The 26,739-nt window shown below is 65.4% G+C and carries 30 protein-coding genes; 20 read left to right on the forward strand and 10 right to left on the reverse strand.

Annotation, left to right across the window (positions count from 1 at the left end):
- Positions 1 to 117: 117 nt before the first annotated feature.
- The 3 genes from ML401_RS04770 to ML401_RS04780 form a co-directional block, all read right to left on the reverse strand.
- Entirely contained in the window at positions 118 to 552 is a 435-nt protein-coding gene (locus ML401_RS04770) for a DUF2147 domain-containing protein (protein WP_285810255.1), read from the reverse strand.
- Between the two features lie 108 nt (positions 553 to 660).
- Positions 661 to 2,046: an MATE family efflux transporter gene (locus ML401_RS04775; RefSeq protein WP_285810256.1), complete on the reverse strand. Its 1,386-nt coding sequence runs from the start codon at positions 2,044 to 2,046 to the stop codon at positions 661 to 663.
- An 80-nt stretch (positions 2,047 to 2,126) separates the two neighbouring features.
- Positions 2,127 to 2,654 carry a GNAT family N-acetyltransferase gene (locus ML401_RS04780; RefSeq protein ID WP_285810257.1) on the reverse strand — a complete coding sequence of 176 codons (528 nt, stop codon included), beginning with the start codon at positions 2,652 to 2,654 and terminating at the stop codon, positions 2,127 to 2,129.
- A 243-nt stretch (positions 2,655 to 2,897) separates the two neighbouring features.
- Between ML401_RS04780 and ML401_RS04785 the strand changes: the two genes are divergently transcribed.
- The 12 genes from ML401_RS04785 to ML401_RS04840 all read left to right on the forward strand — a co-directional run bounded on the left by ML401_RS04785 (position 2,898) and on the right by ML401_RS04840 (position 12,187).
- The gene (locus ML401_RS04785; RefSeq protein ID WP_014491764.1) at positions 2,898 to 3,494 is read left to right on the forward strand and encodes a superoxide dismutase; all 597 of its coding nucleotides are present in this window, start codon (positions 2,898 to 2,900) and stop codon (positions 3,492 to 3,494) included.
- A 186-nt stretch (positions 3,495 to 3,680) separates the two neighbouring features.
- On the forward strand, positions 3,681 to 4,292 hold the full coding sequence (locus tag ML401_RS04790; RefSeq protein WP_211418638.1) for a permease: 612 nt from the start codon (positions 3,681 to 3,683) through the stop codon (positions 4,290 to 4,292).
- Positions 4,289 to 4,789, forward strand: coding sequence for a hypothetical protein (locus ML401_RS04795; RefSeq protein ID WP_211418637.1), 501 nt, complete (start codon positions 4,289 to 4,291; stop codon positions 4,787 to 4,789). Before ML401_RS04790 ends, ML401_RS04795 begins: the two co-directional genes overlap by 4 nt.
- A 42-nt stretch (positions 4,790 to 4,831) precedes the next feature.
- Entirely contained in the window at positions 4,832 to 5,080 is a 249-nt protein-coding gene (locus ML401_RS04800) for a hypothetical protein (protein WP_212065941.1), read from the forward strand.
- Positions 5,081 to 5,082: 2 nt separating this feature from the next.
- Positions 5,083 to 5,838, forward strand: coding sequence for a metal ABC transporter ATP-binding protein (locus tag ML401_RS04805; RefSeq protein WP_285810258.1), 756 nt, complete (start codon positions 5,083 to 5,085; stop codon positions 5,836 to 5,838).
- 6 nt (positions 5,839 to 5,844) lie between these two features.
- Positions 5,845 to 6,714 carry a metal ABC transporter permease gene (locus ML401_RS04810; RefSeq protein WP_211418634.1) on the forward strand — a complete coding sequence of 290 codons (870 nt, stop codon included), beginning with the start codon at positions 5,845 to 5,847 and terminating at the stop codon, positions 6,712 to 6,714.
- A 2-nt stretch (positions 6,715 to 6,716) separates the two neighbouring features.
- Positions 6,717 to 7,580: a metal ABC transporter solute-binding protein, Zn/Mn family gene (locus ML401_RS04815; RefSeq protein ID WP_211418853.1), complete on the forward strand. Its 864-nt coding sequence runs from the start codon at positions 6,717 to 6,719 to the stop codon at positions 7,578 to 7,580.
- Between the two features lie 53 nt (positions 7,581 to 7,633).
- Positions 7,634 to 8,674: a GTP-binding protein gene (locus tag ML401_RS04820; protein WP_211418633.1), complete on the forward strand. Its 1,041-nt coding sequence runs from the start codon at positions 7,634 to 7,636 to the stop codon at positions 8,672 to 8,674.
- Positions 8,674 to 9,693 (forward strand): WD40 repeat domain-containing protein, encoded by a 1,020-nt coding sequence (locus tag ML401_RS04825; RefSeq protein ID WP_212065996.1) that lies wholly within the window; start codon positions 8,674 to 8,676, stop codon positions 9,691 to 9,693. The genes ML401_RS04820 and ML401_RS04825 overlap by 1 nt, the downstream gene beginning before the upstream one ends.
- A gap of 30 nt (positions 9,694 to 9,723) precedes the next feature.
- Positions 9,724 to 10,440: an MgtC/SapB family protein gene (locus tag ML401_RS04830; RefSeq protein WP_211418631.1), complete on the forward strand. Its 717-nt coding sequence runs from the start codon at positions 9,724 to 9,726 to the stop codon at positions 10,438 to 10,440.
- 101 nt (positions 10,441 to 10,541) lie between these two features.
- Positions 10,542 to 10,874 (forward strand): hypothetical protein, encoded by a 333-nt coding sequence (locus tag ML401_RS04835; protein ID WP_194408170.1) that lies wholly within the window; start codon positions 10,542 to 10,544, stop codon positions 10,872 to 10,874.
- Positions 10,875 to 11,002: 128 nt separating this feature from the next.
- Complete coding sequence (locus ML401_RS04840; RefSeq protein ID WP_211418630.1) at positions 11,003 to 12,187, forward strand: cytochrome P450; 1,185 nt, start codon at positions 11,003 to 11,005, stop codon at positions 12,185 to 12,187.
- Positions 12,188 to 12,422: 235 nt separating this feature from the next.
- Here the strand turns inward: ML401_RS04840 and ML401_RS04845 are convergent, their stop codons facing one another.
- From ML401_RS04845 to ML401_RS04865, 5 genes are all read right to left on the reverse strand, one after another.
- Positions 12,423 to 13,865, reverse strand: a complete 1,443-nt coding sequence (locus ML401_RS04845) for a homospermidine synthase (RefSeq protein WP_285810260.1) — start codon at positions 13,863 to 13,865, stop codon at positions 12,423 to 12,425.
- Positions 13,866 to 13,950: 85 nt separating this feature from the next.
- Positions 13,951 to 14,340, reverse strand: coding sequence for a RidA family protein (locus tag ML401_RS04850; RefSeq protein ID WP_194405917.1), 390 nt, complete (start codon positions 14,338 to 14,340; stop codon positions 13,951 to 13,953).
- A gap of 144 nt (positions 14,341 to 14,484) precedes the next feature.
- Positions 14,485 to 15,072, reverse strand: coding sequence for a GNAT family N-acetyltransferase (locus ML401_RS04855; RefSeq protein ID WP_285810263.1), 588 nt, complete (start codon positions 15,070 to 15,072; stop codon positions 14,485 to 14,487).
- A 132-nt stretch (positions 15,073 to 15,204) separates the two neighbouring features.
- Positions 15,205 to 16,347 (reverse strand): type III PLP-dependent enzyme, encoded by a 1,143-nt coding sequence (locus tag ML401_RS04860; protein WP_194405919.1) that lies wholly within the window; start codon positions 16,345 to 16,347, stop codon positions 15,205 to 15,207.
- Between the two features lie 672 nt (positions 16,348 to 17,019).
- Entirely contained in the window at positions 17,020 to 17,274 is a 255-nt protein-coding gene (locus ML401_RS04865) for a hypothetical protein (RefSeq protein WP_106949259.1), read from the reverse strand.
- A gap of 139 nt (positions 17,275 to 17,413) precedes the next feature.
- On the opposite strand from ML401_RS04865, the gene ML401_RS04870 reads away from it, so the two are divergent.
- Genes ML401_RS04870 through ML401_RS04880 form a run of 3 tightly spaced genes read left to right on the forward strand, consistent with a single transcriptional unit; the run spans position 17,414 to position 21,239 of the window.
- Positions 17,414 to 19,495 carry a M3 family metallopeptidase gene (locus ML401_RS04870; protein ID WP_212065942.1) on the forward strand — a complete coding sequence of 694 codons (2,082 nt, stop codon included), beginning with the start codon at positions 17,414 to 17,416 and terminating at the stop codon, positions 19,493 to 19,495.
- On the forward strand, positions 19,495 to 20,133 hold the full coding sequence (locus ML401_RS04875; RefSeq protein WP_212065943.1) for a DUF1007 family protein: 639 nt from the start codon (positions 19,495 to 19,497) through the stop codon (positions 20,131 to 20,133). Before ML401_RS04870 ends, ML401_RS04875 begins: the two co-directional genes overlap by 1 nt.
- Complete coding sequence (locus ML401_RS04880) at positions 20,130 to 21,239, forward strand: nickel/cobalt transporter (RefSeq protein WP_212065944.1); 1,110 nt, start codon at positions 20,130 to 20,132, stop codon at positions 21,237 to 21,239. The genes ML401_RS04875 and ML401_RS04880 overlap by 4 nt, the downstream gene beginning before the upstream one ends.
- Before the next feature lie 164 nt (positions 21,240 to 21,403).
- On the opposite strand, the gene ML401_RS04885 is transcribed toward ML401_RS04880, so the two are convergent.
- Entirely contained in the window at positions 21,404 to 21,802 is a 399-nt protein-coding gene (locus ML401_RS04885; RefSeq protein ID WP_211418623.1) for an MAPEG family protein, read from the reverse strand.
- An 82-nt stretch (positions 21,803 to 21,884) separates the two neighbouring features.
- Here ML401_RS04885 and hemH point away from each other — a divergent pair, with 82 nt between their 5' ends.
- From hemH to ML401_RS04905, 4 genes are all read left to right on the forward strand, one after another.
- A complete protein-coding gene (gene hemH, locus ML401_RS04890; protein WP_285810266.1) occupies positions 21,885 to 22,922 on the forward strand; it encodes a ferrochelatase in 1,038 nt (345 codons plus the stop codon).
- A 4-nt stretch (positions 22,923 to 22,926) separates the two neighbouring features.
- Entirely contained in the window at positions 22,927 to 23,901 is a 975-nt protein-coding gene (locus ML401_RS04895; protein WP_212065946.1) for an ABC transporter substrate-binding protein, read from the forward strand.
- A 239-nt stretch (positions 23,902 to 24,140) separates the two neighbouring features.
- The gene (locus ML401_RS04900; protein ID WP_212065947.1) at positions 24,141 to 25,145 is read left to right on the forward strand and encodes an SPFH domain-containing protein; all 1,005 of its coding nucleotides are present in this window, start codon (positions 24,141 to 24,143) and stop codon (positions 25,143 to 25,145) included.
- A 52-nt stretch (positions 25,146 to 25,197) separates the two neighbouring features.
- A complete protein-coding gene (locus tag ML401_RS04905; protein ID WP_212065948.1) occupies positions 25,198 to 25,641 on the forward strand; it encodes an NfeD family protein in 444 nt (147 codons plus the stop codon).
- A 35-nt stretch (positions 25,642 to 25,676) separates the two neighbouring features.
- Here the strand turns inward: ML401_RS04905 and ML401_RS04910 are convergent, their stop codons facing one another.
- A complete protein-coding gene (locus ML401_RS04910; RefSeq protein ID WP_211418618.1) occupies positions 25,677 to 26,003 on the reverse strand; it encodes a helix-turn-helix domain-containing protein in 327 nt (108 codons plus the stop codon).
- Between the two features lie 72 nt (positions 26,004 to 26,075).
- On the opposite strand from ML401_RS04910, the gene ML401_RS04915 reads away from it, so the two are divergent.
- Complete coding sequence (locus ML401_RS04915; RefSeq protein ID WP_259215612.1) at positions 26,076 to 26,627, forward strand: carboxymuconolactone decarboxylase family protein; 552 nt, start codon at positions 26,076 to 26,078, stop codon at positions 26,625 to 26,627.
- Positions 26,628 to 26,739: the final 112 nt, after the last annotated feature.

Consider the following 26,739-nt stretch of genomic DNA (forward strand, 5'->3'; position numbering starts at 1 on the left):
CGCTGCGGCACGCAGTGACGCTGCGCAGAGCCGGTACCCAGAGCGCGATAGGCCCCGGCTCTGCAGCGCATCACTACGTGCAGCGCTGCGTCCGGAGCACGAGAGCTCGTAGACCCGCTACCGCCCCGCGCGCGTCCAGGTCTCGCCGCCGCAGAGCGCGCCGACGCAGCCTTCGACCCGCAGCGAATCCGCTCCCGTCACGGTGACGCTGCTGGCATAGGTGCTGCCGTCGTCGGCATTGTAGATCTGGCCCGACCATTTGTTCGGACCGGAGGGCGGCATGCTGCTGAACAGCGGCAGACCGATCATCGGGCGCTTGGCGAGCGAGGGATTGGGATTCTTGCTGTCGGTGGCGGGCTGGCCGGTCGCGGTGTCGTAGGGCTCGCGCAGCCAGGCGACGACGCCGCAGATGCCGCCGCCGCATTTGGTGATCTTGACGCGCGCATCGCCCGCCTGGGTCAGCCATGTCCCGTCGACGTTCTGCGCATGAGCGGCGGACGCGCCAAGCAGCGCAACGAGGAGGACGATGAGAGCGGCGAATCTGGAAGTCATGGAAGAGGCCTCGAAAATGGAGCGCCTCCATAGCAGGCCGGCGCGATAGTGCAACGCTGGCCGGAATCACATTCCTGCGTTTATCGATGTGCGTTTACACACCTGCGCTCATTTGCCCCAGCGCACAAATGCGACCGAGGCCGCAGTCGCCAGACCGAACACGACCATGGCGCCGCCGACCAGCGCGAACAAGGTCCAGGCCGGCGCCTGCGCCATCATGAGGCCGATGCCGCCGATCGCGACGATCAAAAGTCGCGCGGTGGACGCCAGCACAGGTCCGCCGACGCGCGCCGCGCCTTGGGATGAGAAATAGAGCGACACGCCGATGCCGAAGAACACGAAGGCCGGGCCGGCCCAATGGAAATAGCTGTGCGCCGCGGCGGTGACGCCGGGATCCCGGGTGAAGAGCGCAACCCACAGCGCGGGATCGAGCGCGATGACGAGCCCGATCAGGCCGACCGTGAGTCCCGAGGCCGCAGCTGCGGTCCAGGCGACACGCCGCGCCCGCTTCACATGTCCGGCGCCCATCGCCATGCCGACCATTGGCACCGAGGCGATGCCGAAGGCGAAGGTGATCGGGATCAGCAGGAATTCCAGCCGCGAGCCGATGCCGTAGCCGGCCAGCATCTCAGTGCCGAAGGTCGCCAGGATCTTGGTGAAGATCAAGATCGTGAGCACGGTCTGGAGCGGTGACAGGCAGGCCACCGCGCCGACCTTGAGGATGTCCAGAAACATCGCGCGCTCGAATTGGAAGGCGCGGACGTCGAGGTGCAGCCGGCTGCGGCCGGACAAGAGATACCAGAGGAAGAAGATCGCGGCGCAGCTGAACGCGATCAACTGGCCGCTTGCGACGCCCGGCATACCGAATTGCGGCACGCCGAACAGGCCGAGCCCCAGCGTGCCGCCGAGTGCGATCTGCAGCACGCCCGCCGCGATCAGCGTCATCGAGGGCAGGCGCATGTCGCCGGTGCCGCGGATCACCGAGGCAAGCGTATTGACGAGCCAGATCGCGACCGCGCCGGAGAACAGCACCTGCGAGTAGCCGCTGGCTTCCTCCAGCACGCGGTCGCGTCCGCCGAGCAGGGTGAAGAACGAGTGGCCTAAGACCAGCATCATCACCGTGAAGAACAGTCCGCCGCAAAGGCCGATGATGGCGGCATGCAGCGCCAGCGTCGCGGCGCGGTCCCGATCGCCGGCGCCGAGCGCGCGGCTGATCGCGGATGATACGCCGCCGCCCATCGCACCCGCGCTCATCATCTGCGTCAGCATCGCGAACGGAAACACCAGCGCGATCGCGGCGAGCGGGATGGTGCCGAGCCGGCCGATATAGGAGGTCTCGGCGATCGCGACCAGCGTGCTGCCGACCATCGCGATCATGTTGGGAATCGCGAGCCGCAGCAGCGTCGGCAGGATCGGCGCGGTCAGCAGGCTGGCGATGGGGGAGGCGACCGGCGCGAGCGGCGGGACGGCATCTACGGGGGCGTCGATCGTCATGTTCACCGCGCGGAATATCAAATGATGATCGACATATTATAGGGCGCAAGGCCCCCGGCCAGCCCTCGCTCACGCAGGGCTCACCAGGGCAGGCCGCATAGGTCGATGGTGCCCAGCGTCGGCGCGCGGACGATGTGGAACACGTAGGGCGCCATATGGTCGAAGCGGATCCGCCCCTCCGGCTGTTCGCAATAGACCTCGCCCTTGAAGGGCAGCCAGCTCCGGGTCTCGTAGAACGAGAAATTGTGGGGTTCGCAGAACAGCAGTGCGAAGCGCGCGGCCTCGTTGGCTCTGATGGTGTGAACCGCCGCGTCGATCGCCACGGTCGCATAGCCGCGGCCGCGCTGGTCCTGGCGCGTGCAGACCCCGCCGATACCGCCGATATGGACCTTCTGCCCATTCCACGTGACGGTGCGGAAGTAGATGCCGACATGGCAGACGAGGCCGTCCTCGGGCGTCTCGATCAGCACGCGCAGATCGGCATTGGCCCATTTGACGTGGGCCCAGGGCTTCTCAGCGACGAGGTCTGGTCCCCAGACCGCCTGATGCAGCGGCTCCGCAATCGGCCACGAGGCGTCGCCGTTCAAAATGTCGATCTCGATGCTCATGGCCTGGTTCTTCGGAGCTCCGCTTCGTGGCGCATTCGTTCTGTCATAAGCGGTTCAAAGGCAATGATATTTTTACGCCGTCCGTCTCGCCTGCGGCAGAACGTCTGCGCTTGCGTCGATTTGGTGCAATTCGGCCGGATGGGCCCATCACGTGTTTTCGCAAATTGGCGGTATTTAACGGCCGCGGAACCTTCTATAAGACTCCCCGTTAAGCCAGTTCCCCATCAGTCGCGGACAAGAACCATGACCTTTACGCTGCCCCCACTCCCTTACGCCTATGACGCCCTTGGCCAGTTCATGTCGAAGGAGACGCTGGAATTCCACCATGACAAGCATCATCAGGCCTACGTCACCAACGGCAACAACGCGCTCAAGGGGACCGAATGGGAAGGCAAGTCCCTTGAGGAGATCGTCAAGGGCTCGTTCGGCAAGAACCCCGCGGTGTTCAACAATGCCGGCCAGCACTACAATCACATCCACTTCTGGAGCTGGATGAAGCCCAATGGCGGCGGCACCAAGCTGCCCGGCAAGCTCGAGAAGAAGATCAACGAGGACCTCGGCGGCTTCGAGAAGTTCAAGACCGACTTCCAGGCGGCCGGCGTCGGCCAGTTCGGCTCCGGCTGGTGCTGGCTCCAGGTCAAGAACGGCAAGCTCGAAATCTCCAAGACCCCGAACGGCGAGAATCCGCTGGTGCACGGCGCCACGCCCATCCTCGGCTGCGACGTCTGGGAGCACTCCTACTACATCGACTACCGCAACCGCCGCCCGGATTATCTCAAGGCGTTCGTCGAGAACCTCGTGAACTGGGAATACGTCGAGTCCCTGTTCGACAAGGCGTAAGCGTCAGTCCGGGCGCGCGAAGCGCGAGCCCGGAATAACAGAAAGAGGCGGTCGCTCGCGCGGCCGCCTTTTTGCTGTGCGGAATTGCCCTGCGCGGTGCGCGCACGGGTCTGTCATCACACCGTTTGCATCGCTTCGGTGGCGCGCTTAATCAGGACGGGCATCACCCTCGAGCCACCGAGCCCGTTGTCAGAACCTTTCCCGAAAACCCCCGCGCCGGCCGAGGACGCGGAGTCCGAGCCGCGGCCGGGCCGTGTGCGCAAGCCGATCGGCTGGTCGACCATCATCATCGCGGCACTGGTCGCGGTGAGCGCGGCGCTGGTCTGGCGGCGTGACGGCACCGACGGCGTTCTCGACATCCTGACCCACGACCTGTCGCTGTTCTCGGGCATCCTGCCGCGCGTGCTCGCCGGCTGCCTGCTCGGCGCCTTCATCTCGGAAATCCTGCCGCACGAAAAAGTCTCGCGCTCGCTCGGGCCGAAATCCGGCTTGATGGGGCTTCTGATCGGTACCGCCTTCGGCGCGATCCTGCCGGGTGGGCCCTTCACCGCCTATCCCGTAGCGAGCGCGCTGCTCGCGGTCGGCGCCGATTTTGGCGCCACCATCGCCATGGTCGTGAGCTGGACCCTGATCGGCTATGGCCGCGCGGTGGCCTGGGAAATCCCGATCATGGGTACCGATTTCACGCTGTGGCGGATCGTCATCTCGCTGCCACTGCCGGTGCTGGCCGGCGCGCTCGGGCGCTTCGTCTATGTCCGGCTCTATCCGAAGCGGACCGACCACGAGGACGCGGCATGAGCGCCGCGCTTCTGATCGACATCCTGCTGTGGGGCTCGGTGCTTGGCGTCGGGCTGATCGCCTTCCGCAGGGGACCGCCGGTGTTCAAGGCCTCGTTGCGCGAAGGCACGATGGACTTCATCAACATCGTGCCGCGGATCGCGCTGGGGGTGATCGGCTCCGGCTACATCGCCGCCATCATCCCGCAGGAGGTGATCACAGGCTGGCTCGGGCCGGACAGCGGCTGGCTCGGCGTTGCGACCGCCGTAGTCGCCGGCGCGGCGACGCCCGGCGGCCCCGTGGTCGGTTTCTCCATCGGCACCGTGGCGCTGAAGTCGGGCGGCGGGGTGCCGCAGGTTGTGGCCTATGTCGTCGCCTGGGCCCTGTTCGCCTTCCAGCGGGTGATCTTGTGGGAGATCCCGTTCATGCCGGCCCGGTTCGTCTGGTTCCGCTGTGCCGTCTCGGTGCCGTTCCCGTTCGTGGCGGCCGCCATCGCGATGGTGATCGGGAAGCCCTGAGGCGGCGTGGACAGGCGTAATGTTATAATATAACGTCTTGCCATGGTTCCCGCCGCGTCCCACGCCCATCATCACGACCATGCTCATGGCCATTCCCATGGTCATTCGCACGCCCACGGGCATTCACATGGGCACGACCACACCCACGCCCATGTCCACGATGCCGCCTCGCCGCATCCCGCCCAGCAGGCGCCCTGGTCGATCCTGCGCATGACCATGGCCGCGCGCCTCGCGGCGGCGCTTGCCGTCTGTGCCGTGCTCTGGGGCGTGGTTTTCCTGGCGATGAGGTGACCATGGCGGCACTGCACTTTCACAACGTGACGCTCGGCTATGACCGGCATCCGGCCGTGCACCACCTCAACGGCGAAGTCGCGCGAGGTGCGCTGGTCGCCGTGATCGGTCCGAATGGCGCGGGCAAGTCGACCTTGCTGCGCGGCATCGTCGGCATCCTCAAGCCGCTCGACGGCAGCATCCATCTCGGCGCGCTCGACAGCAGGGACATCGCTTATCTGCCGCAGAGCGCGGAGATCGACCGCAGCTTCCCGATCTCGGTGTTCGACTTCGTGGCGACCGGCCTGTGGCGCGCCACCGGCCTGTTCGGCGGCATCGGCAAGGCCGCGCGCGAAAAGGTTCTGCGCGCGATCGCCTCCGTCGGCCTCAATGGCTTCGAGAACCGTCCGATCGGCACGCTCTCGGGCGGCCAGATGCAGCGCGTGCTGTTCGCGCGCGTGCTGCTCCAGGACGCGAGCCTGATCGTGCTGGACGAGCCATTCAACGCCATCGACAGCAAGACCACCGCCGACCTGCTTGCGCTGGTCAAGCAATGGCACGGCGAGGGCCGCACCGTGCTCGCGGCGCTCCACGACATGGAAATGGTGCGCAATCATTTCAGCGAGACGCTGGTGCTGGCGCGTGGCCCGGTGGCGTGGGGGCCGACGGCGGAGGTGCTGACGCCGGAGAACCTGCTGGTCGCGATGCGGATGTGCGAAGCTTTTGACGACAGCGCGGCGGCCTGCGCCGCTGACGATACCCGTTCGCGGGCGGCTTGAGATCAGATGCTCTATGACGCGCTGATCGGCCCGTTCACCGAATTCGAGTTCATGCGGCGGGCGCTCGCCGCCGTGATCGCGCTGGCGCTGGCCGGCGCGCCGATCGGCGTGTTCCTGATGCTGCGGCGGATGAGCCTCGTCGGCGACGCCATGGCGCATGCGATCCTGCCAGGCGCCGCCATCGGCTTCCTGCTCTCAGGCCTCAATCTGTTCGCGATGACGGCCGGCGGCCTGGTCGCAGGCTTTGCCGTTGCGATCCTCGCCGGCGTGGTCGCGCGCTCGACCGGGCTGAAGGAGGACGCGTCGCTCGCGACCTTTTATCTGGCCTCGCTGGCGCTCGGCGTGACCATCGTCTCGATCAAGGGCACCAATATCGACCTCTTGCACGTGCTGTTCGGCAACATCCTCGCGATGGACGACCAGACGCTGCTGGTGGTCGCTTTCAACGCCACCGTGACGGTGCTGGTACTTGCCGTGATCTATCGTCCCCTCGTGATCGAGAGCGTCGATCCCTTGTTCCTGCGCACGGTCAGCCGTGCCGGCGGGCCTGCGCACCTGGCCTTCCTGGCGCTCGTCGTCATCAACCTCGTCAACGGTTTCCAGGCGCTCGGCACACTGCTGGCGGTCGGCCTGATGATCCTGCCGGCGGGTATCGCGCGGTTCTGGTCGCGCGATCTCACCGCGATGATCTGCATCGCCGTGATCGCCGCCGCGGTCTCCGGCTATGCCGGGCTTGTGCTGTCGTTCCAGACCCGCGTGCCGTCGGGGCCTGCGGTCATTCTCGTCGCGACGGTGCTCTACATCGTCTCCGTGCTGTTCGGCCGCGTCGGCGGTATCGTCCGGCAATTGTTTCCCGGCCGGCATCTGGAAGCGTGACGATGCGGCCTTTCCTGCTTTGCATGCTCCTGCTGATCGCCTCGCCGCTTCAGGCGGCGGAGCGGCTGAACGTCGTCGCGAGCTTCTCGATCCTTGCCGATTTCGTCCGCAATGTCGGCGGCAACCGTATCAACCTGACCACGCTGGTCGGCGCCGACAGCGACGTCCATGTCTACACGCCGGCGCCCGCCGATGCGAAGCGGGTCGCGGAGGCGAGGCTCGTCATCGTCAACGGACTTGGGCTGGAGGGCTGGCTGCCGCGTCTCGTGCAGTCTTCCGGCAGCAAGGCGCAGGTCGTCACCGCCAGCTCCGGCATCGTGCCGCTGAAGCTCGGCTCGGCCGCCGATCCTCACGCCTGGCAGTCCGTCCCCAACGCCAGGGTCTACGTGACCGACATCGCCAACGCGTTGGCCGCCGCCGCCCCGGACGACGCTGATGTCTTCCGCGCTCAGGCCAAGGCCTATCTGGAAAAGCTCGAAACGCTCGACCGCGAGGTCCGCGAGGCCGTGGCCAAAATCCCAACCGAGCGCCGCAAGGTGATCTCCACCCATGACGCCTTCGGCTATTTTTCTGCCGAATACGGTATCCAGTTCGTCGCCCCCCTGGGCGTCTCCACGGAAACCGAGCCCAGCGCACGGGACATCGCGGCCATCATCGGCCAGATCAGGGCCCAGAAAATCCCCGCCGTCTTCCTGGAAAATATCAGCGACGACCGCCTGATCCGGCGGATCGCCGCGGAGACCGGGGCAAAAGTCGGCGGGACCCTGATTTCGGACGGTTTGACCGGCGAAAAGGGGGCCGCACCCACTTACATTGATATGGTCAGGCACAATATAAAGGCCCTGACCAGCGCGCTTGACCACTAGGGCAGGGGCCACCCCGCCTCGCGTCGCGCGAAAAGCCCGAAGTCGGAGTTCTTATGTCTGAAGCGACCTCCTCCAAAATTCCCGTGACCGTCCTGACCGGCTATCTCGGTGCCGGCAAGACCACGCTTTTGAACCGCATCCTGTCGGAAAACCACGGCAAGAAATACGCCGTCATCGTCAACGAATTCGGCGAAATCGGCATCGACAACGACCTCATCATCGGCGCCGATGAGGAAGTGTTCGAGATGAACAACGGCTGCATCTGCTGCACCGTGCGCGGCGACCTCGTCCGCATCATGGACGGCCTGATGAAGCGCAAGGGCAAGTTCGACGCCATCATCGTCGAGACCACCGGCCTTGCCGATCCCGCACCCGTCGCCCAGACCTTCTTCGTCGACGAGGACGTGCAGAAGAACGCGCGGCTCGATGCCGTCGTCACGGTCGCCGACGCCAAATGGCTGTCGGACCGTCTGAAGGATGCGCCCGAGGCCAAGAACCAGATCGCCTTTGCCGACGTCATCGTTCTGAACAAGACCGACCTCGTGAGCAAGGGCGAGCTTGCTGAGGTCGAGGCCCGGATCCGCGCCATCAACCCCTATGCGAAGCTGCATCGCACCGAGCGCTGCTCGGTGGCCTTGGCCGACGTGCTCGACCGCGGCGCGTTCGATCTCGACCGCATCCTCGACATCGAGCCTGATTTCCTTGAGGCCGACGATCACGACCATGATCACCATCATCACGGCCACGATCATCACCACCATGATCACGGCCACGGCCTGAAGCACTATCACGACGAGGACATGCAATCGCTGTCGCTCAAGACCGACAAGCCGCTCGATCCCAACGTGTTCATGCCCTGGCTGCAGAACCTGGTGCAGGTCGAGGGCGGCAAGATCCTGCGCTCAAAGGGCATCCTCGCCTTCCACGACGACGACGACCGCTACGTCTTCCAGGGCGTCCACATGATGCTGGAGGGTAACCACCAGCGGAAATGGAAGGACGGCGAGCCGCGCGAGAGCCGCCTCGTCTTCATCGGCCGCGAACTGCCGGAAAAGGCCATTCGCGAAGGCTTCGAGAGCTGCATCGTCTCGTGATGAAAGAGTTTACGCCGGCCCCGGATTCCGCCTCGATCGTCTCCGTCACCGATCGCGTCAAGCCTGTGACGCTCGGCATGGGCGTGACCTCCGTGCATTTCCTCAAGGATCGCGCCGCCTTCGTCGGCGGCGAGGAGAACGTCGCCTTCGTCGATGCCAATGGCGAGATCAGCAAGGTCGCCGTGCATGGCGGCGGCATTCTCTCGACCGCGAGCGACGGCAAGCGCATCATCATGGGTGGCGACGACGGCAAGGTCGTCTCGCTCGACGCCAAGGGCGAGGTGACGCTGCTCGCGACCGACCCGAAGCGGCGCTGGATCGACGCGGTGGCGCTCCATGCTGACGGCGCCTTCGCCTGGTCGGCCGGCAAGGTTGCGACCGTCAAGAGCGGCAAGAACGAGGAGAAATCGCTCGAGGTGCCCTCGACCGTCGGCGGTCTTGCCTTCGCGCCGAAAGGCCTGCGGCTCGCGATCGCGCATTACAACGGCGCGACGCTGTGGTTTCCGAACATGGAGGGCTCGGCCGAATTCCTGCCCTGGGCCGGTTCGCATCACGCCGTCACGTTCAGCCCGGACAACAAGTTCCTGGTCACGGCGATGCACGAGCCCGCGCTGCACGGCTGGCGGCTCGCCGACAACAGGCACATGCGCATGACCGGCTATCCCGGCCGAGTCCGCTCGATGTCCTGGAGCGCCGGCGGCAAGGGCCTCGCCACCTCGGGCGCCGACACCGTCATCATCTGGCCGTTCGGCAGCAAGGACGGCCCGATGGGCAAGGAGCCCGCGATGCTCGCGCCGCTGCAGGCGCGCGTTGCGGTGGTGGCCTGCCATCCCAAGAACGACATTCTGGCCTGCGGCTATAGCGACGGCACCGTGCTGATGGTGCGTCTGGAAGACGGTGCGGAGATCCTGGTTCGCCGCAACGGCACGCCGCCGGTGGCTGCAATCGCCTGGAACGCCAAGGGCACGCTGCTCGCGTTCGCGGACGAAAATGGGGATGGCGGCCTGCTGGAGCTTTAATCTGTCATGGTTCCAGCCGTATAGGGGACCATGCGGTTTCTCACGACCTTCCAGCTGGGCGATTTCGCCGACACGTTGATCAGCCTGACCACAGCCTTCGTGCTGGGCACGCTGATCGGCGCCGAGCGGCAATACCGCCAGCGCACCGCGGGCCTGCGCACCAACGTGCTGGTCGCCGTGGGAGCGGCCGCCTTCGTCGATCTCGCCATGCAGCTGGACAACGCCGACGGCGCAGTGCGGGTGATTGCCTATGTCGTCTCGGGCATCGGCTTCCTCGGTGCCGGCGTCATCATGAAGCAAGGCATGGACGTGCGCGGGCTCAACACCGCGGCGACGCTATGGGCCTCGGCCGCGGTCGGCTCCTGCGCCGGTGCCGACATGATCGCGCAGGCAGCCGCGCTGACCGTATTCGTCATCGCCGGCAACACGATGCTGCGTCCGCTGGTCAATGCCATCAATCGCATCCCGCTGAACGAGAAGGCCTTGGAGGCGACCTACTACTTCAAGCTCGCGGTCGCGGCCGATGCCTTGCCTGACATGCGCGACCGCCTCGTCGAGAAGCTCGAGGCCGCGAAATATCCGGTGGCGGGGATCGAGGTGGTCGAGATCGGCGAGGACATGCTGGAGATCGTCGCAAAGCTGGTCGCGAGCGCGGTCGATCCGAAGGAGCTGAATGCGCTGGCGACCGACCTGCAGCATCTGCCCGGTGTGCGCCATGCCACCTGGGAAGCCAGCACGACGGAATAAGCGCGTCGTTTTGGCGCGCAGACGGGCAGTTCCCGTCTTGCCGGGGATGGAACCCCGGTCGTGCCATTTCGTTGATTCCGCGGACAAACGCGGTGATCGACATGACCGGCAATGACAAGCGCAGACTGAAGCTCGACTTGATGATCGCCTGTTCGCTGTTCGCAGCGGGTGTCGTGGTCTCAGGCGTATCGATCGCGCAAATTCGCGCCGAGGGCCGGACGCAGCTGGCGCAGGCGACGCCACCGCTTCAGGGCACGCCGTCCGAGGATCAGAACAAACCGGCGGAAGCCAAGCCCGGCGGCGATCGCCCGACCACGCCGGCCCCTGAACCGGCACGCCCCGACCCGCAGACGCAGGGCGCGGCGGGCGCGGCCAAACCAGCACTGCCGCCGGCACCGGCCGAGAAGATCGCGCCGCCGATCGAGAAGAAGTAGGGCGCAACCGCAAGCTCTTCTGCTGCGATAGCAACCCTGCGCCGGCGTGGTGGTGAGCCGTTGCTCTGCTTCACTTGCGCCGGTATGATCCGGAGCGGAAACTGACCTGCACCCCACAGGATCACTCCATGCCGACCGCAAGCCTGGCGCCCCTCGATGAGACGATTTCGATCGCGGAGCTTACGCGCGATCCTTATCCGATCTACCGGCGGCTGCGACGCGAGGCGCCCGTGCTGCGAGTGAAATCCGTGGGCCGCACCTTCCTCACCAAGGCTGCCGACACCAAATATGTGAAGGACAACGCGGCGCTGTTCAGCTCCGACGATCCGAACACGCCGATGAAGCGGGCCTTCCTGGCCCATACCTTGATGCGCAAGGACCACGACGAGCACCGCAGCGAGCGGATGGCGATGATGCCGGCTCTGATGCCGAAGACGATCGAGGCCGTTTGGGCACCCCTCTATGCGAAACTGGCCGCCGTGTATCTCGACCGGTTGCCCCGCGGCGAGGTCGTCGACCTCTTCCCCACGCTCGCCGGCCCCATCGCAGCGCGGATTCTGGCCCATGCCATTGGCGTTCCGGACGCGAGCGACGAGGACATGCAACGATGGTCCCAGACCCTGATCGACGGCGCCGGCAATTTTGGCTGGACGCCAGGACCCTTCGAAGCAACCGACCTTGCCAATGCGGAGATGGATCGATGTATCCGTGGCAATTTCGAACGCGTTCGCACCGAACAGGATTCCTCCGCGCTGTCCTTCATGGTGAACGCAGCAAACCCGATTGCCGAGAGTCAGATGATTGCCAACGTCAAGATCGCTATCGGGGGTGGCATCAACGAGCCGCGTGACGCTCTGCTGACGATCATCTACGGCTTGCTGACTAACCCGGATCAGCTCGAAGCCGTCCGAGAAGGCGGCAAATGGCGATCCGCTTTCGAGGAAGGCGTACGATGGGTGGCGCCGATCCAGGCGAGTTCGCGTCTCGTCATGGAAGACACCGAGATTCGCGGCTGCTTCATCCCGAAGGGCGACACGGTGATGACGATACAGGCCTCAGCCAACCGGGACGAGGAGGTCTTCGAGGATGGCGAGCGCTACGACGCGTTGCGCGAACCCAATCCTCATCAAGCCTTCGGCAACGGCCCGCATCACTGCGCAGGCGCGCACCTTTCGCGGCGGACGGTTGGCGCCATCCTTCTGCCGATGTTGTTCGAGCGCTTCCCCCGTATGACCCTGCCTGATCCCGCGAGCGTCCGCTGGCACGGCTTCGGTTTCCGCGGCCCGCTCAATCTGCCGGTTCTCCTCCAGTAGGCTGGCGGGACGCAGGCCTTCGATGTCGAGCCCGTAAGCGCGGTCCGTGGCGGCGAAAAAATCGCGCCGCCGATCGAGAAGAAGTAGGCTTGCTGTCATTCCGCGGCGCGCGAAGCCCGAGCTACGGTGCGCAATTGCGCACCTGAGGATCCATTTCTCTACTGACTCTGCCGCCCGATGGATTCCGGGCTCGACGCTGCGCGTCGCCCCGGAATGACGGAGGAGAGAGCCTACCTCACCGCACCAAAACGTTCTTGAACTGCCACGGATCAGACGTGTCGATATCCTCCGGGAACAGGCCCGGGCGATCCGTCAGCGGCGTCCAGTCGGTGTAGAAACCCTTGACCGGGCCGAGATACGGCAGCTGGATTTCCAGCAGGCGATCGAAATCCATCTCGTCGGCTTCGACGATGCCCTCGTTCGGGTTTTCCAGCGCCCACACCATGCCGCCGAGCACGGCGGAGGTCACCTGCAGGCCGGTGGCGTTCTGATAGGGCGCGAGCGCGCGGGTCTCTTCGATGGAAAGCTGCGAGCCGTACCAATAGGCATTCTTGTCGTGGCCGAACAGCAGCACGCCGAGCTCGTCGATGCCGTCGACGATCTCGTTCTCGTCGAGGATGTGGTGCTTCTCCTGCATCTTGGCGGCGCGGCCGAACATCTCGTGCAGCGACAGCACGGCATCGTCGGCGGGATGATAGGCATAGTGGCAGGTCGGCCGATAGATTGCCGTGCCCGAGGCGTCACGCACCGTGAAGTAATCGGCGATCGAGATCGACTCGTTGTGGGTGACGAGGAAGCCATATTGCGCGCCGCGGGTCGGGCACCAGGTGCGCACGCGGGTGTTGGCACCGGGCTGCATCAGATAGATGGCAGCGCCGCAGCCGGCCTCGTGGGTCCGCGCATTCTCCGGCATCCATTTCTCATGGGTGCCCCAGCCGAGCTCGGACGGCTGCACGCCTTCCGAGAGAAAACCTTCCACCGACCAGGTGTTGACGAAGACATCGGGCTCTTTCGGCTTCTTCGAGCGCTGGGTGTCGCGCTCGGCGATGTGGATGCCCTTGATGCCGGCCTGCCGCATCAAATCCGCCCATTCGGCCTTGGTCTTCGGCTTGGGAGCATTGAGCTTCAGATCGGCAGCGACGTTGAGTAGCGCCTGCTTGACGAAAAACGAGACCATGCCGGGATTGGCGCCGCAGCAGGAGACGGCCGTGGTCGAGCCTTTGGGCCGTGCCTTCTTGGCGGCCAGCGTCACTTCGCGCAGCGCGTAGTTGGAGCGCGCTTCGGGACCCTTCGACGAATCGAAATAGAAGCCGAGCCAGGGCTCGTTGACGGTATCGATGTAGAGCGCGCCGAGCTCGTTGCAGAGCTCCATGATGTCGGTGGAGCCGGTGTCGACCGAGAGATTGACGCAAAAGCCCTGGCCGCCGCCTTCGGTGAGCAGCGGGGTCAGCAACTCGCGATAATTGTCCCTGGTCACGGCCTTCTGGATGAAGCGGACATTGTGCTTCTCGCAATGCGCCTTGCGGCCCTCGTCCTTGGGGTCGATCACGGTGACGCGCGACTTGTCGTAATCGAGATGCCGCTCGATCAGCGGCAGCGTGCCTTTGCCGATGGAGCCGAAGCCGACCATGACGATGGGACCGGTGATCTTCGCGTAGATCTGCGAGGGAAGGCTCATGGAACGGTTTCTCCGGAACGTGCTGGCTGGCAAAGGGTGGGTGGATCAGGCGCTGCGGCGCCTTTTCAAACGCTGCGGCGCTTTTTTAGACGCTGCGGCGCTTGGCGGTGACTTCGATCTCGACCTTCATCTCGGGCTTGGCGAGAGCGCTGACGACCAGCAAGGTCGCAGCCGGCCTGATGTCCCCGAGAACCTCGCCGCAGACGGCGAAGTGGGCGTCGATGTAGCTGGCGTCGGTGACGTAATAGGTCGCACGGACGATATCGGCCATCTCGAATCCGCCCTCCTTCAGGGCGCCTTCGATGGTCTTGAAGCAGTTACGTGACTGGCTCGTGACGTCTGATGGCATCGTCATCGTGCTGTAGTCATAGCCGGTGGTTCCCGCGACAAAGGCGAACTCGCCGTCGATCACGGCACGGCTGTAGCCGGCGGTCTTCTCGAATGGGGAGCCGGTGGAAATCAGGCGACGGGGCATGGTTTGGACCTCGACTGAAGGGCGTTTCGCGGGGTTAAAGGGCGTTTCTGGCGCCCGCGCAACCCCAAAGGAACGGGCGTGGCGCAGGCGCGCTTGGGCGTTGCCGCTCAGCGCGGTTCGGGGCGTCGCGAGGAAAGCGATGCTTTAGGCCGCGCGCGCCTGGACGGTGCGAACTACCCTCCGTTTGGCGAGGGCCGCGCCGGTCGGGACGATCATCCCTTCGGCGCCGTCGAGCGCGCCTTCCGCGAACTCGATCGCCAGCAGGCGCTCGCGCTCGAACGGGCCGGGCAGCGACAGCGCACCGGTGTTCTCGCCCGAGAAGCCGAAGCGGGCGTAATAGGGGGCATCGCCGAGCAGGATCACGGCGGCATGCCCGCGCGCCCGGGCGGCGGCCAGCGCTTGATGCATCAGCGCGGCGCCGATCCCGAGCTCGCGGCAGGCAGGGTCCACCGCCAGCGGTCCGAGGACCAGAGCGGGCCTGCCTCCGGCGCTGACGTGCCACAGCCGCACCGTTCCCACGAGCTTGCCTTCGCGCATCGCCGACAGGGCAAGGCCTGCGGCAGGTGCACGTCCGTCGCGCAGGCGCTGGCAGGTGCGGCCGTGGCGGTTCTCGCCAAAGCAGGCATCGAGCAGCGCTTCACGCATCGCAACGTCTCCAGCACGCTCGCTGCGGATCGCGAACGGAGCGGCTTTCGAGGTGGGGGCGGCTTGTGGCTTCCGAGGAGCAGTCATGGCGCGTCAGTCCCCGCTTGAACGGACGTGCCCGAAGGCGCGCCTGTGCAAGACGTCGTCAGATCGAAATGTCAGAAAGGAGCCGGCAAGCCGGCTCCCGGGTTCGTCAGGCCTCTTGAAAAGAGAGGCGGATCAGATGTGATACGTCTTCAGCGGCGGGATGCCGTTGAACGCCACCGACGAGTAGGTCGACGTATAGGCCCCGGTGCCTTCGATCAGCACCTTGTCGCCGATCTCGAGCGTGACGGGAAGCGGATACGGGCTCTTCTCGTACAGCACGTCGGCGCTGTCGCAGGTGGGGCCTGCGAGCACGCACGGCGTCATGTCCGCGCCGTCGTGACGGGTGCGGATGGCGTAGCGGATCGACTCGTCCATGGTCTCGGCGAGACCGCCGAACTTGCCGATGTCCAAGTACACCCAGCGCACCTCGTCCTCGTCGCTCTTCTTCGAGATGAGCACGACCTCGGATTCGATGATGCCGGCGTTGCCCACCATGCCGCGACCCGGCTCGATGATGGTCTCCGGAATCTGGTTGCCGAAGTGCTTGCGCAGCGCACGGAAGATCGAGCGGCCGTAGGTCACGACCGGCGGCACGTCCTTCAGGTACTTGGTCGGGAAGCCGCCGCCCATGTTGACCATGGACAGGTTGATGCCGCGCTCGGCGCAGTCGCGGAACACCTGCGAGGCCATCGCCAGCGCACGGTCCCACGCCTTCACCTTGCGCTGCTGCGAGCCGACATGGAAGGAGATGCCGCACGGCTCCAGCCGGAGGCGCTTGGCGAGGTCGAGCACCTCGACCGCCATCTCCGGGTCGCAGCCGAACTTGCGCGACAGCGGCCATTCGGCGCCGGCGCAATCATAGAGGATGCGGCAGAACACCTTCGCGCCGGGAGCGGCACGGGCGACCTTCTCGACCTCGGCGCCGCAATCGACCGCGAACAGCCGGATGCCGAGCGCGAAGGCGCGCGCGATGTCGCGCTCCTTCTTGATCGTGTTGCCGAAGGAGATGCGGTCGGGCGTCGCACCCGCGGCCAGCGCCATCTCGATCTCGGCGACCGTCGCGGTGTCGAAGCAGGAGCCCATGGACGCCAGCAGCGCCAGCACTTCCGGCGCCGGGTTCGCCTTGACGGCGTAGAACACGCGGCTGTCGGGCAGCGCCTTGGCGAAGGTCTGGTAATTGTCGCGCACGACCTCGAGGTCGACGACGAGGCACGGCTCGGTGTCGAGGCCATCCTTGCGGCGGTTGCGCAGGAATTCCTGGATACGGTCGGTCATAGCACTCTCCCAAACGGCCCAGCGACGGGGATCCGTTCAAAAAATGTCGTCGGATAAGCGCCCCGGCCAGATCGCGCGATGGAGGCGCGACGAGCCAAAGACTCAAATCAGACTGTGCTGCCGTGGATTGGTTGGGAGTGTTCCCGCCCGCACACCTGGCAATGAAGGACAAGCCTTTTCAGTAGCCCGCGCCGGCGTTGGACTGCCGGTAGAGACCAAAAAAGCCCGATCCGTCGTTGCTTTAAGTCGCGTCCCCCGTTGAGAGCGGGGTGCGCCGGTTCGCCTCCGGCTGCCAGTCACGGTTGCAAAAAGTGAAGTCACCTTCGACAAGGCATCTCTTGAGAGAGATGCTGGACGCTCCGGGTTTGCTTTCGTCTTCCGGCTAAGAGCCTTCCGACGTCCACACTTCCGAAGAGCCCCTCGGCTTCTTCACCCCTTGGCGGCTGTCCGGCCTCTTGTCCGGATACCTACCGACTGACACACGACCACAGGCACGTGCGAAATTGGGCAAGTCCGCACATAAGTGTTTTGACTCGGCTTCGCAAGAATTTTTTTAGGCTGCGAACAGAATTGCCTAACATCTGCTTGCGCGGTGTTGCGCGAGCGACGTGGAAGATGAACGGGCGTTAAGTTTTCCGTGGCAGCGCGCGCGTCTGTCGCGCGCGAGAGACGTCAGCCGCGCTTGGTGAAGGGCTCGACGCGCTGAGCCGCGCGGATGAAGGCGGTCATCACGAGCACGCCGAGCGCGAACAGCACGGCCTGCAGGATATGCGTGCCTTGATCGCCGAGGCCGAACAGGATCGCGAGCGCCCAGCCGCCGGCGAACGCCGCGCCGAACACTTCGGCACCGATCAGGATGGCGGCGCTGATGACGGTGATGACGCTGGGCCAGACGATCTGTCGGGAAGACGAGGAAGGCGCGTTCATGAGCTCAAGGGGTCCCTAGGCTTCGAGGGCCGCAATCTCCTCGAAAAGGCGGCCGGGAGCAAGGCCAAATGGCCCAAAAAAGCCCCATCGCATGCTATAGCTGGCCGCCACAATCGAGCCATGAAAACCGGGACTTGCGATGTCAGAACCCCGCCAAAATACGGACTCCGAGATCAATCCGCTGCTGAAGGCCTGGGTGACGCCGTTTGCGACCCCGCCCTTCGACGAGATCAAGCCGGAGCACTTCCTGCCGGCCTTCGAGCAGGCCTTTGCCGACCACTCCGCCGAGATCGCGGCGATCACCAATGATCCGGCCGCGCCCGACTTCGCCAACACCATCACGGCGCTGGAGCGCTCCGGCAAGCTGCTGAGCAAGGTCGCGGCCGTGTTCTACGACCTCGTCTCGGCGCATTCCAATCCGGCCATCCTGGAGATCGACAAGGAAGTCTCCTTGCGGATGGCGCGGCACTGGAATCCGATCGTGATGAATGCCGTGCTGTTTGGTCGCATCGCCCAGCTGCACGAGAACCGCGCCAATCTCGGTCTGTCACCCGAGCAGCTCCGCCTCTTGGAACGCACCTATACCCGCTTCCACCGCGCCGGTGCCGGCCTCACCGAGGAGGCCAAGACGCGGATGGCCGAGATCAACGAGAGGCTCGCCCAACTCGGCACCAGCTTCAGCCATCATCTGCTCGGCGACGAGCAGGATTGGGTCATGGAGCTCGGGGAGGCCGACCGCCAGGGCCTGCCGGAGAGCTTCGTCGCCGCCGCCAAGGCTGCGGCCGAAGAGCGCGGCATGGCAGGCAAGGCCATCGTCACGCTGTCGCGGTCCTCGGTCGAGACCTTCCTGAAGAGCTCGGCCCGCCGCGACCTGCGCGAGAAGGTCTACAAGGCCTTCATCGCCCGCGGCGACAACGGCAATGCCAACGACAACAACGAAGCCATCGTCGAGATCCTGAAGCTGCGCGAGGAGAGCGCGAACCTCCTGGGTTATCCGACCTACGCCGCCTACCGGCTCGAGGATTCCATGGCCAAGACGCCGGACGCCGTGCGGGGCCTGCTGGAGCGGGTCTGGAAGCCAGCGCGCGCCCGGGCGCTCGCCGACCGTGACGAGATGCAGGCGCTGATCACGACGGAGGGCGGCAATTTCAAGCTCGCTCCCTGGGATTGGCGCTTCTACGCCGAGAAGCTGCGCCTGCAGCGCGCCAATTTCGATGATTCCGCGATCAAGCCCTATCTGTCGCTCGACCACATGATCGAAGCGGCCTTCGACTGCGCCACGCGGCTGTTCGGCGTCACCTTCGAGGAGCGCAAGGACGTTCCGGTCTGGCATCCCGACGTGCGGGTCTGGGAGATGAAGGGCAGCGACGGCCAGCACAAGGCGCTTTTCTACGGCGACTATTTCGCCCGGCCGTCGAAGCGCTCCGGCGCCTGGATGACCTCGCTGCGCGACCAGCAGAAGCTCGACGGCGAGGTCGCTCCGCTGGTCCTCAACATCTGCAACTTCGCCAAGGGGGCCGATGGCGAGCCCTGCCTGCTGTCGCCCGATGATGCCCGCACCCTGTTCCACGAGTTCGGCCACGGCCTGCACGGCATGCTCTCCAACGTGACCTACCCGTCGCTGTCGGGCACCTCCGTCTTCACCGACTTCGTCGAGCTGCCATCGCAGCTCTACGAGCACTGGCAGGAGCGGCCCGAGGTGCTGCAGAAGTTCGCCCGTCACTACCAGACCGGCGAGCCGCTGCCCGACGACCTGCTGCAGCGTTTCCTTGCCGCGCGAAAGTTCAACCAGGGCTTTGCCACGGTCGAGTTCGTCTCCTCGGCCCTGATCGATCTCGAGTTCCACACCCAGCCGGCCGCTGCCGCGCAGGACGTCCGCGCCTTCGAGAAGAAGGAGCTGGAGAAGATCGGCATGCCCGAGGAGATCGCGCTGCGTCACCGTCCCACGCAGTTCGGTCACATCTTCACCGGCGACCATTATGCCGCGGGCTATTACAGCTACATGTGGTCGGAGGTGATGGACGCCGACGCCTTCGGCGCGTTCGAGGAGGCCGGGGACATCTTCGATCCCACGGTGGCCAAGCGCCTGCACGACGACATCTATTCGAGCGGTGGATCGCTCGATCCGGAAGCGGCCTATGAGGCCTTCCGCGGCCGTCCGCCGGAACCTGACGCGCTGCTGCGCCGCCGCGGCCTGCTCGACGACGCCAAGGCGGCTTGATGAGGATGCGGGCCCTGATCGGATGGCTGCTCGCCGCCGGCCTGTCACTCGTGGCGGGCACGGCGAGCGCGCATCCGCATGTCTGGATCACTGCGACCAGCGAGTTGCTCTACGCGGCTGACGGCAGCATCACCGGCGTCCGCCATGCATGGACATTCGACGACATGTTTTCGAGCTATGCGGTGCAGGGGCTCGAGAGCAAGACCAAGGGCGCCTATACGCGCGAGGAGCTCGGGCCGCTGGCGCAGACCAACGTCGAGTCGCTGAAGGAATATGCCTACTTCACCTTTGCGCGAGCCGACGGCAAGAAGGAACGATTCCAGGAGCCGGTCGACTATTTCCTCGACTACAAGGACACCGTGCTGACCCTGCACTTCACGCTGCCGTTGAAGAACCCGGTCAAGCCGAAGCAATTGGTGCTCGAAGTGTTCGACCGTTCCTTCTTCATCGATTTCCAGATGGCCAAGGACAATCCGGTCAAGCTGGTCGGCGCGCCCGCGGGCTGCCAGATGAGGCTTGACCGTCCCAGCGACGGCACCGCCACCGCGCAGAAGCTCAACGAGCAGACCTTCATGAGCGGCGAGAACACCAATTTCGGCATGATGTTCGCCAACAAGATCACGGTGGATTGCCCTTGAAGCCGCAACTCCCTCCGCTCGCGCGCGGGCTGCTCGCCTGCGCCGTCGTCCTGCTGGCGGTCAGCCTGGTCGATGCCGCGCTCCATGATCTCCTCGCGCAAAACCCGTTTGGTGCGCCCCGCCCGGCGCAGGCCGCCGCGCCCGAAGCCAGCGGCATCATCGGCTGGCTCTTGGCAAAGCAGTCGGAATTCTATCGGCAGATGTCGTCCACGATCCGCGCCGCGAAGTCCGACGGCTCTGCGGTTTGGACGCTGCTGTTCATCTCGTTTGCCTACGGCATCTTCCATGCCGCCGGCCCCGGCCATGGCAAGGCGGTGATCGCCTCCTATCTCGTCGCCAACCGCGAGACCGCCCGGCGCGGCATCGCGCTGTCGTTTGCCTCGGCGCTGATGCAGTCGCTGGTCGCGATCCTCATCGTCGGCATCTCGGCTTGGGTCCTGAATGCGACCGCCAAGACCATGTGCAAGGCGGAAGGGGTGATCGAGATCGCGAGCTACGCCCTGATCGCGCTGTTCGGGCTTCGCCTCGTCTGGGTCAAGGGCCGCACGTTCATCCGGTCGCTGCAGGCGGCCCAGCCGGTGCCGGCGATCGCCGGCGTGCCGCACCACCATGATCATCATCATGATGCCCACGATCATCACGGTCATGATCACCATCACCACGATCACGGTCATGCGCACGCCCATGCCCATCACGGCCATGACCACGTCCATGACGAGCATTGCGGCCATTCCCACGGTCCGACGCCAAGCGAGCTCGGCGGCCCCGGCGGGTGGCGGCGTGGCTTTGCCGCGATCCTCACCGTCGGCATTCGTCCCTGCTCCGGCGCCATCCTGGTGCTGGTGTTCGCGCTCGCCCAAGGCCTGTTCTGGGCCGGCATTGCCGCGACCTTCCTGATGGGGCTCGGCACTGCGATCACGGTCGCGACCATCGCCGTTATCGCCGTTTCCGCCAAGGACATCGCTGCCCGCCTCAGCGCCGGGCGCGACGGCGGCGGCGCGCTGTTCATGCGCGGCATCGAATTCGCGGCCGCAGGCGTCGTGCTGCTGTTCGGCGCGGGCCTGTTGCTCGGCTACATTGCGGCTGAACGGACGACGTGTTTCTGAGCTCTTCCCCTCTCCCCTTGTGGGAGAGGGTGGCTCGCCGCATAGCGGCGAGACCGGTGAGGGGTCTCCCTCCACGGATGAGCGTCTCGCAGGCGAGCTTGCCGATAGAACCCCTCATCCGGCGCTTCGCGCCACCTTCTCCCGCAAGGGGAGAAGGAAGAACGTCACACCGGCAGGAACCGCTTCAAGGCCGGCATGAAAAAGATCCCGAGATTGATCGCAAAGCCGGCGCTCCAGAGGATCGAGCGCAGCGTCGGACGGTTGCCGAGATAGGTCAGCACGTAGGCGAGGCGGACGATGAGGAAGAGGGCCGCGAGCTCGTCGATCAGCCGCTGCGGCGAATCTCTGTATTCGGCGAGCAGGACCGCGAAGGCGAAGAACGGGAAGGTCTCGATGCCGTTCTGGTGCGCGCCGAGCGCGCGCTGCGACAGTGCGTCCTCATAGAAGGCAGGATCGCGCGGCCGGGAATTGTCGAAGCGGCGAAACCTGATCCATTTGACCGCGGCGATCGTAGACAGATAGAGCAGCAGCGCCCCAAAGACGCACCATTCCGCGAGTGTCATCTTCTTTCCCCCGCCTGGGTGCGACCCTATCGAAATCGGCCTCATCTTGACAAGTTCGGACCAACGCGCGACCCACACAGCCATGACCAGCGTCGTCCCCATCGAGACCGCAAGACCAGCAGCCCAATCCGCCTTGCCGCGCGTTGGCGTGCTCCTGATCAATCTCGGAACGCCCGACACCGCCGATGCGCCGGGCGTGCGGGTCTATCTCAAGGAGTTCCTCAGTGACGCCCGCGTCATCGAGGACCAGGGCCTGATCTGGAAAGCCGTGCTGAACGGCATCATCCTGCGCAGCCGCCCCCGCACCAAGGCGCTGGACTATCAGAAGATCTGGAACACCGAGAAGAACGAGTCGCCGCTGAAGACCATCACGCGGTCGCAAGCCGACAAGCTCGCCGCCGCACTGTCGGACCGCGCCCACGTCGCGGTGGACTGGGCGATGCGCTACGGCAATCCTTCGATCAAGTCGGGTATCGATGCGCTGATCGCCAAAGGCTGCGAGCGCATCCTGGCGGTCCCGCTCTATCCGCAATATTCCGCCTCGACCTCGGCGACGGTCTGCGACGAAGTGTTCCGCGTGCTCGCCCGCCTGCGCAACCAGCCGACGCTGCGGGTGACGCCGCCTTACTACGAGGACGCCGCCTATATCGAGGCGCTCGCGAGCTCGATCGAGACGCATCTGGCGAGCCTGCCGTTCACGCCGGAGCTGATCGTGGCGTCCTTCCACGGCATGCCGAAATCCTATGTCGACAACGGCGATCCCTATCAGCAGCACTGCATTGCCACCACGCAAGCGCTGCGCCGCCGGCTCGGCATGGACGAGACGAAGCTGCTGCTGACCTTCCAGTCGCGCTTCGGCAATGCCGAGTGGCTTCAGCCCTATACGGACAAGACGATGGAGCGGCTCGCGAAGGAAGGCGTGCGCCGCATCGCGGTGGTGACGCCCGGCTTTTCCGCTGATTGCCTGGAGACGCTGGAGGAGATCGCGCAGGAGAACGCGGAGATCTTCAAGCACAATGGCGGCGAAGCGTTTTCCGCGATCCCCTGCCTCAACGACAGCGAGCCCGGGATGGATGTGATCCGCACCCTGGTGCTGCGCGAGCTCCAGGGCTGGATCTAGTTCCGTGAATCGCCGCGAGCTCCTGACGCTTGGGATGATCGCGGCGCTGCCGGCGCCGGTGCTGGCGCAGCAGCCGAACGCGCTGCGCCGGCTCGGCGTGCTCTCGGTCACGGCTGCCGATGATGCGATCGGCCGCACGCGCAGCATGGTCCTGGTCGAGGCGCTCGCCGGCCTTGGCTGGAAGGAGCGCGACAACCTCAAGGTCCACTGGCGCAGCGGCGGCGGTGACCGCGCCCGCATCGCGCAGTTGGCCGACGAGCTGATTGCGCTCAAGCCCGACATCCTGCTCGCGGTCGGCACGCCCTCGGTCGAGGAGCTGCGCCGGCGCACCACGACGATCCCGATCGTGTTCGCCGTCGTTACCGATCCCGTCAGCCAGGGCTTTGTCGAAAACCTCGCGCATCCCGGCGGCAACGTCACCGGCTTCACCGATTACGACGGCCCCCTGGCCGGCAAATGGCTGGAGATGCTGACGCAGGTCACGCCGAAAGTGTCCAGCGTTGCCGTCGTCTACAATCCCGCCACCGCGCCGTTCGCCCCGCTGATGCTGCGCACCATCGAGGATGCGGCCCGGACCCTCCACGTGACGGTCGAGCCCGCGCCGGTGCATGACACAGCCTCGATCGTGGCGCTGGCCTCGCGGAAGGCCGACGGGCTGCTCGTCCTGCCTGACTTCTTCACCATGGCCAACCGCGCGCACCTTCTGGCGGCCGTTGCGCAGGCGCGCGTGCCCGCGGTGTTCTGGAGCCGTGCGTTCGTCGAGGAAGGCGGGCTGATGTCCTACAGCACCGACAGCACCGAGCAGCTCCGCCGCGCCGCCTCCTACGTCGACCGTATCCTGAAGGGAGCGCTGGCGGCCGACTTGCCGGTCCAGAATCCCACCAAGTTCGAGCTCGCGATCAACCTCAAGACGGCGAAGTCTCTGGGTGTCACGCTGTCTCCGGATCTGCTCGCACTCGCCGACGACGTCATCGAATAACGCCGTCTGCGGCGGGGCTGGCCGGAATTCGTTAATTTTCCCGCTAGGTCTGCGCCTGCCCGCTTTCAAGAGCCAGTCCGCAAACACATATCGAGGCCATTCCCTGCCTCGGACGCCTTGTGCGGAATTGCGCCGATACCGACGTGAATTGCGACCGCTGAACCGGTAGGGTCACGCTCCCGACCAATGACAGCGCGGGAAAGGCCTTTTCCCGGCTTCTTTCCCGCCTTGGAGGAAATATGAGCGGTTTCGACATTTTCGCGATTGTTCTGGTCTTGCTCGTCATCGTCACGCTGGTGGCCGGCGTGAAGACGGTGCCTCAGGGCTATGACTGGACCATCGAGCGCTTCGGCAAATACACCCAGACGCTCAGCCCCGGCCTCAATCTGATCGTGCCCTATTTCGATCGCGTCGGGCGCAAGATCAACATGATGGAGCAGGTGATCGACATTCCCGAGCAGGAGGTCATCACCAAGGACAACGCGACCGTGACGGTGGACGGCGTCGCCTTCTACCAGGTGTTCGACGCGGCCAAGGCGAGCTACGAGGTCTCCAACCTGACGCAGGCCATCACCGTGCTGACCATGACCAATATCCGCTCGGTGATGGGCGCGATGGATCTCGACCAGGTGCTGTCGCATCGCGACGAGATCAACGAGCGCCTGCTCCGCGTGGTGGATGCTGCGGTCTCGCCCTGGGGGTTGAAGGTCAACCGCATCGAGATCAAGGATATCGTGCCGCCAGCCGATCTCGTCGAAGCCATGGGCCGTCAGATGAAGGCCGAGCGCGTCAAGCGCGCCGACATCCTCGCCGCCGAAGGCCAGCGCCAATCGGAGATCCTGCGCGCCGAGGGCGCCAAGCAGGGCCAGATCCTGCAAGCGGAGGGCCGCAAGGAAGCCGCGTTCCGCGACGCTGAGGCCCGCGAGCGTTCTGCGGAGGCGGAAGCAAAGGCCACCCAGATGGTGAGCGAAGCCATTTCCAAGGGCGACGTCGCCGCTTTGAACTATTTCATCGCCGACAAATATATCAAGGCGTTCGGCCAGTTCGCGGAAGCGCCGAACCAGAAGATCATCATGCTGCCGATCGAAGCCACGAGCATGCTCGGTTCGCTCGCCGGCATCGGCGAGATCGCCAAGGCGACGTTCGGCGAGAGCGCGGCTTCTGCGGCTGCCGCCGCTCGCCGCCCCGGCTCCGTGCCGCCGACCGGCAGCCCGCCGCCGGCGGTGCCGCCGCGGCAGGGATAGTCACCGGCGTGCCTCTCCGACAGGGGCGCGCACCATGATAGAAGGTCGTGTCATGACCGACATGTTCGTATCGCTCGGCACCTGGAACTGGTTGATCTTCGGCTTCATCCTGATGGCGCTGGAAGTGCTGGCGCCGGGCATCTTCCTGTTCTGGCTCGGGCTCGCCGCGCTGCTGGTGGGATTGATCTCGTTTACGGTCGTCATATCGTGGCAGATCCAGCTCGTGATGTTCGCGCTGTTCGCGGCCGCCGCCGTGCCGGTGTGGCGGCGCCTGGCCCGGCCGAAGCCGGACGCGAGCGCCAGCCCCTTCCTCAACAAGCGTACCGAGGCCTTGCTCGGGCGCGAGTTCACCCTGGAGAAGCCGATCATCGACGGCTCAGGCACCGTGCGCATCGGCGATACCGTGTGGCGTGTCGCCGGTCCCGACACGCCGGCGGGCACGCGGGTGAAGGTGGTGCAGGTGGATGGTGCGAACCTGACGGTCGCCGCGGCGTGATCGCTCTCACCCTCCAGGGGAGGGTAAGAGAAGCGCTATCTCTTCCACTTCTCCGCGAACCGGTGCAGCGGCATGACCATCTCGCACAATTCCCGCCCGAGCGGCGTCAGCCCGTAACCTCCGGCATCGCCAAGCTCGACGAAACCCGCCTCACGCAGCTCCGTCAGCCGCGCCTGCAGCACCGTCGGCGAGGCTTCGTCGCAGGCGGTGCGCAGCGCGCGGGAGGTGAGGGGGCCTTCGCGTAACTCCCACAGGATCCGCAAGCTCCAGCGCCGGCCGAGCAAATCGAGAAGCGCCATGATCGGCCGGCCCGTGCGCGATCCCCGCACCGGACGCGTCGTCGTGCCTGCTTGCCTGGCCATCGTCCCCTCTTGCGAATTGCTACAAATAATGTAGCGTGTTGCTACGGTAATTGTAGCAACGAAAGACAGCGCATGTCTCAATCCGCTCCGCGCATTGCGCCGCTCACCCCGCCTTATCCCCCGGAGATAAAGGCACAGTTCGACCGCATCATGCGCGGTGCGCCGCCTTTGACGCTGTTCCGGGTGATGGCGGGCCACGGCCGCGCCTGGGACAAGTTTCGTGCCGGCGGCCTGCTCGATCCCGGCCCGCTGTCGCTGCGCCAGCGCGAGATCGTCATCGACCGCACCTGCGCGCTGAACAGGTGCGAGTATGAATGGGGCGTGCATGTCGCGATCTTCGCCGGGCCGGCGAAGCTGACCGAGGGCGAGGTACGTGCGACCGTACAAGGCGATGCGAGCTCGGCCTGCTGGTCCCCAGCTGAGCAGGCGCTGATCGCAGCCGTCGACGCGCTGCACACCCGCGCGACGCTCGATGACGCCGAGTTCGCCGCGCTGTCGGCGCATTATGACGAGGCGCAGATCCTGGAGATCATGCTGCTGTGCGGCTTCTATCGCACGGTGTCGTATCTGGCGAACGGGCTGCGGCTGCCGCTGGAGGAGAACGCGGCAAGATTCCCGGTATAAGTCTCTCCCCGTCATGGCGAGGAGCGCCTTTCCCTCCTCGTCATTCCGGGGCACGCGAAGCGTGAACCCGGAATCCATCGTGCAGCGTCCACTGAGATGAATGGATCCCGGG

The sequence above is a fragment of the Bradyrhizobium sp. 62B genome (assembly GCF_030272265.2).
Lineage (GTDB): Bacteria > Pseudomonadota > Alphaproteobacteria > Rhizobiales > Xanthobacteraceae > Bradyrhizobium.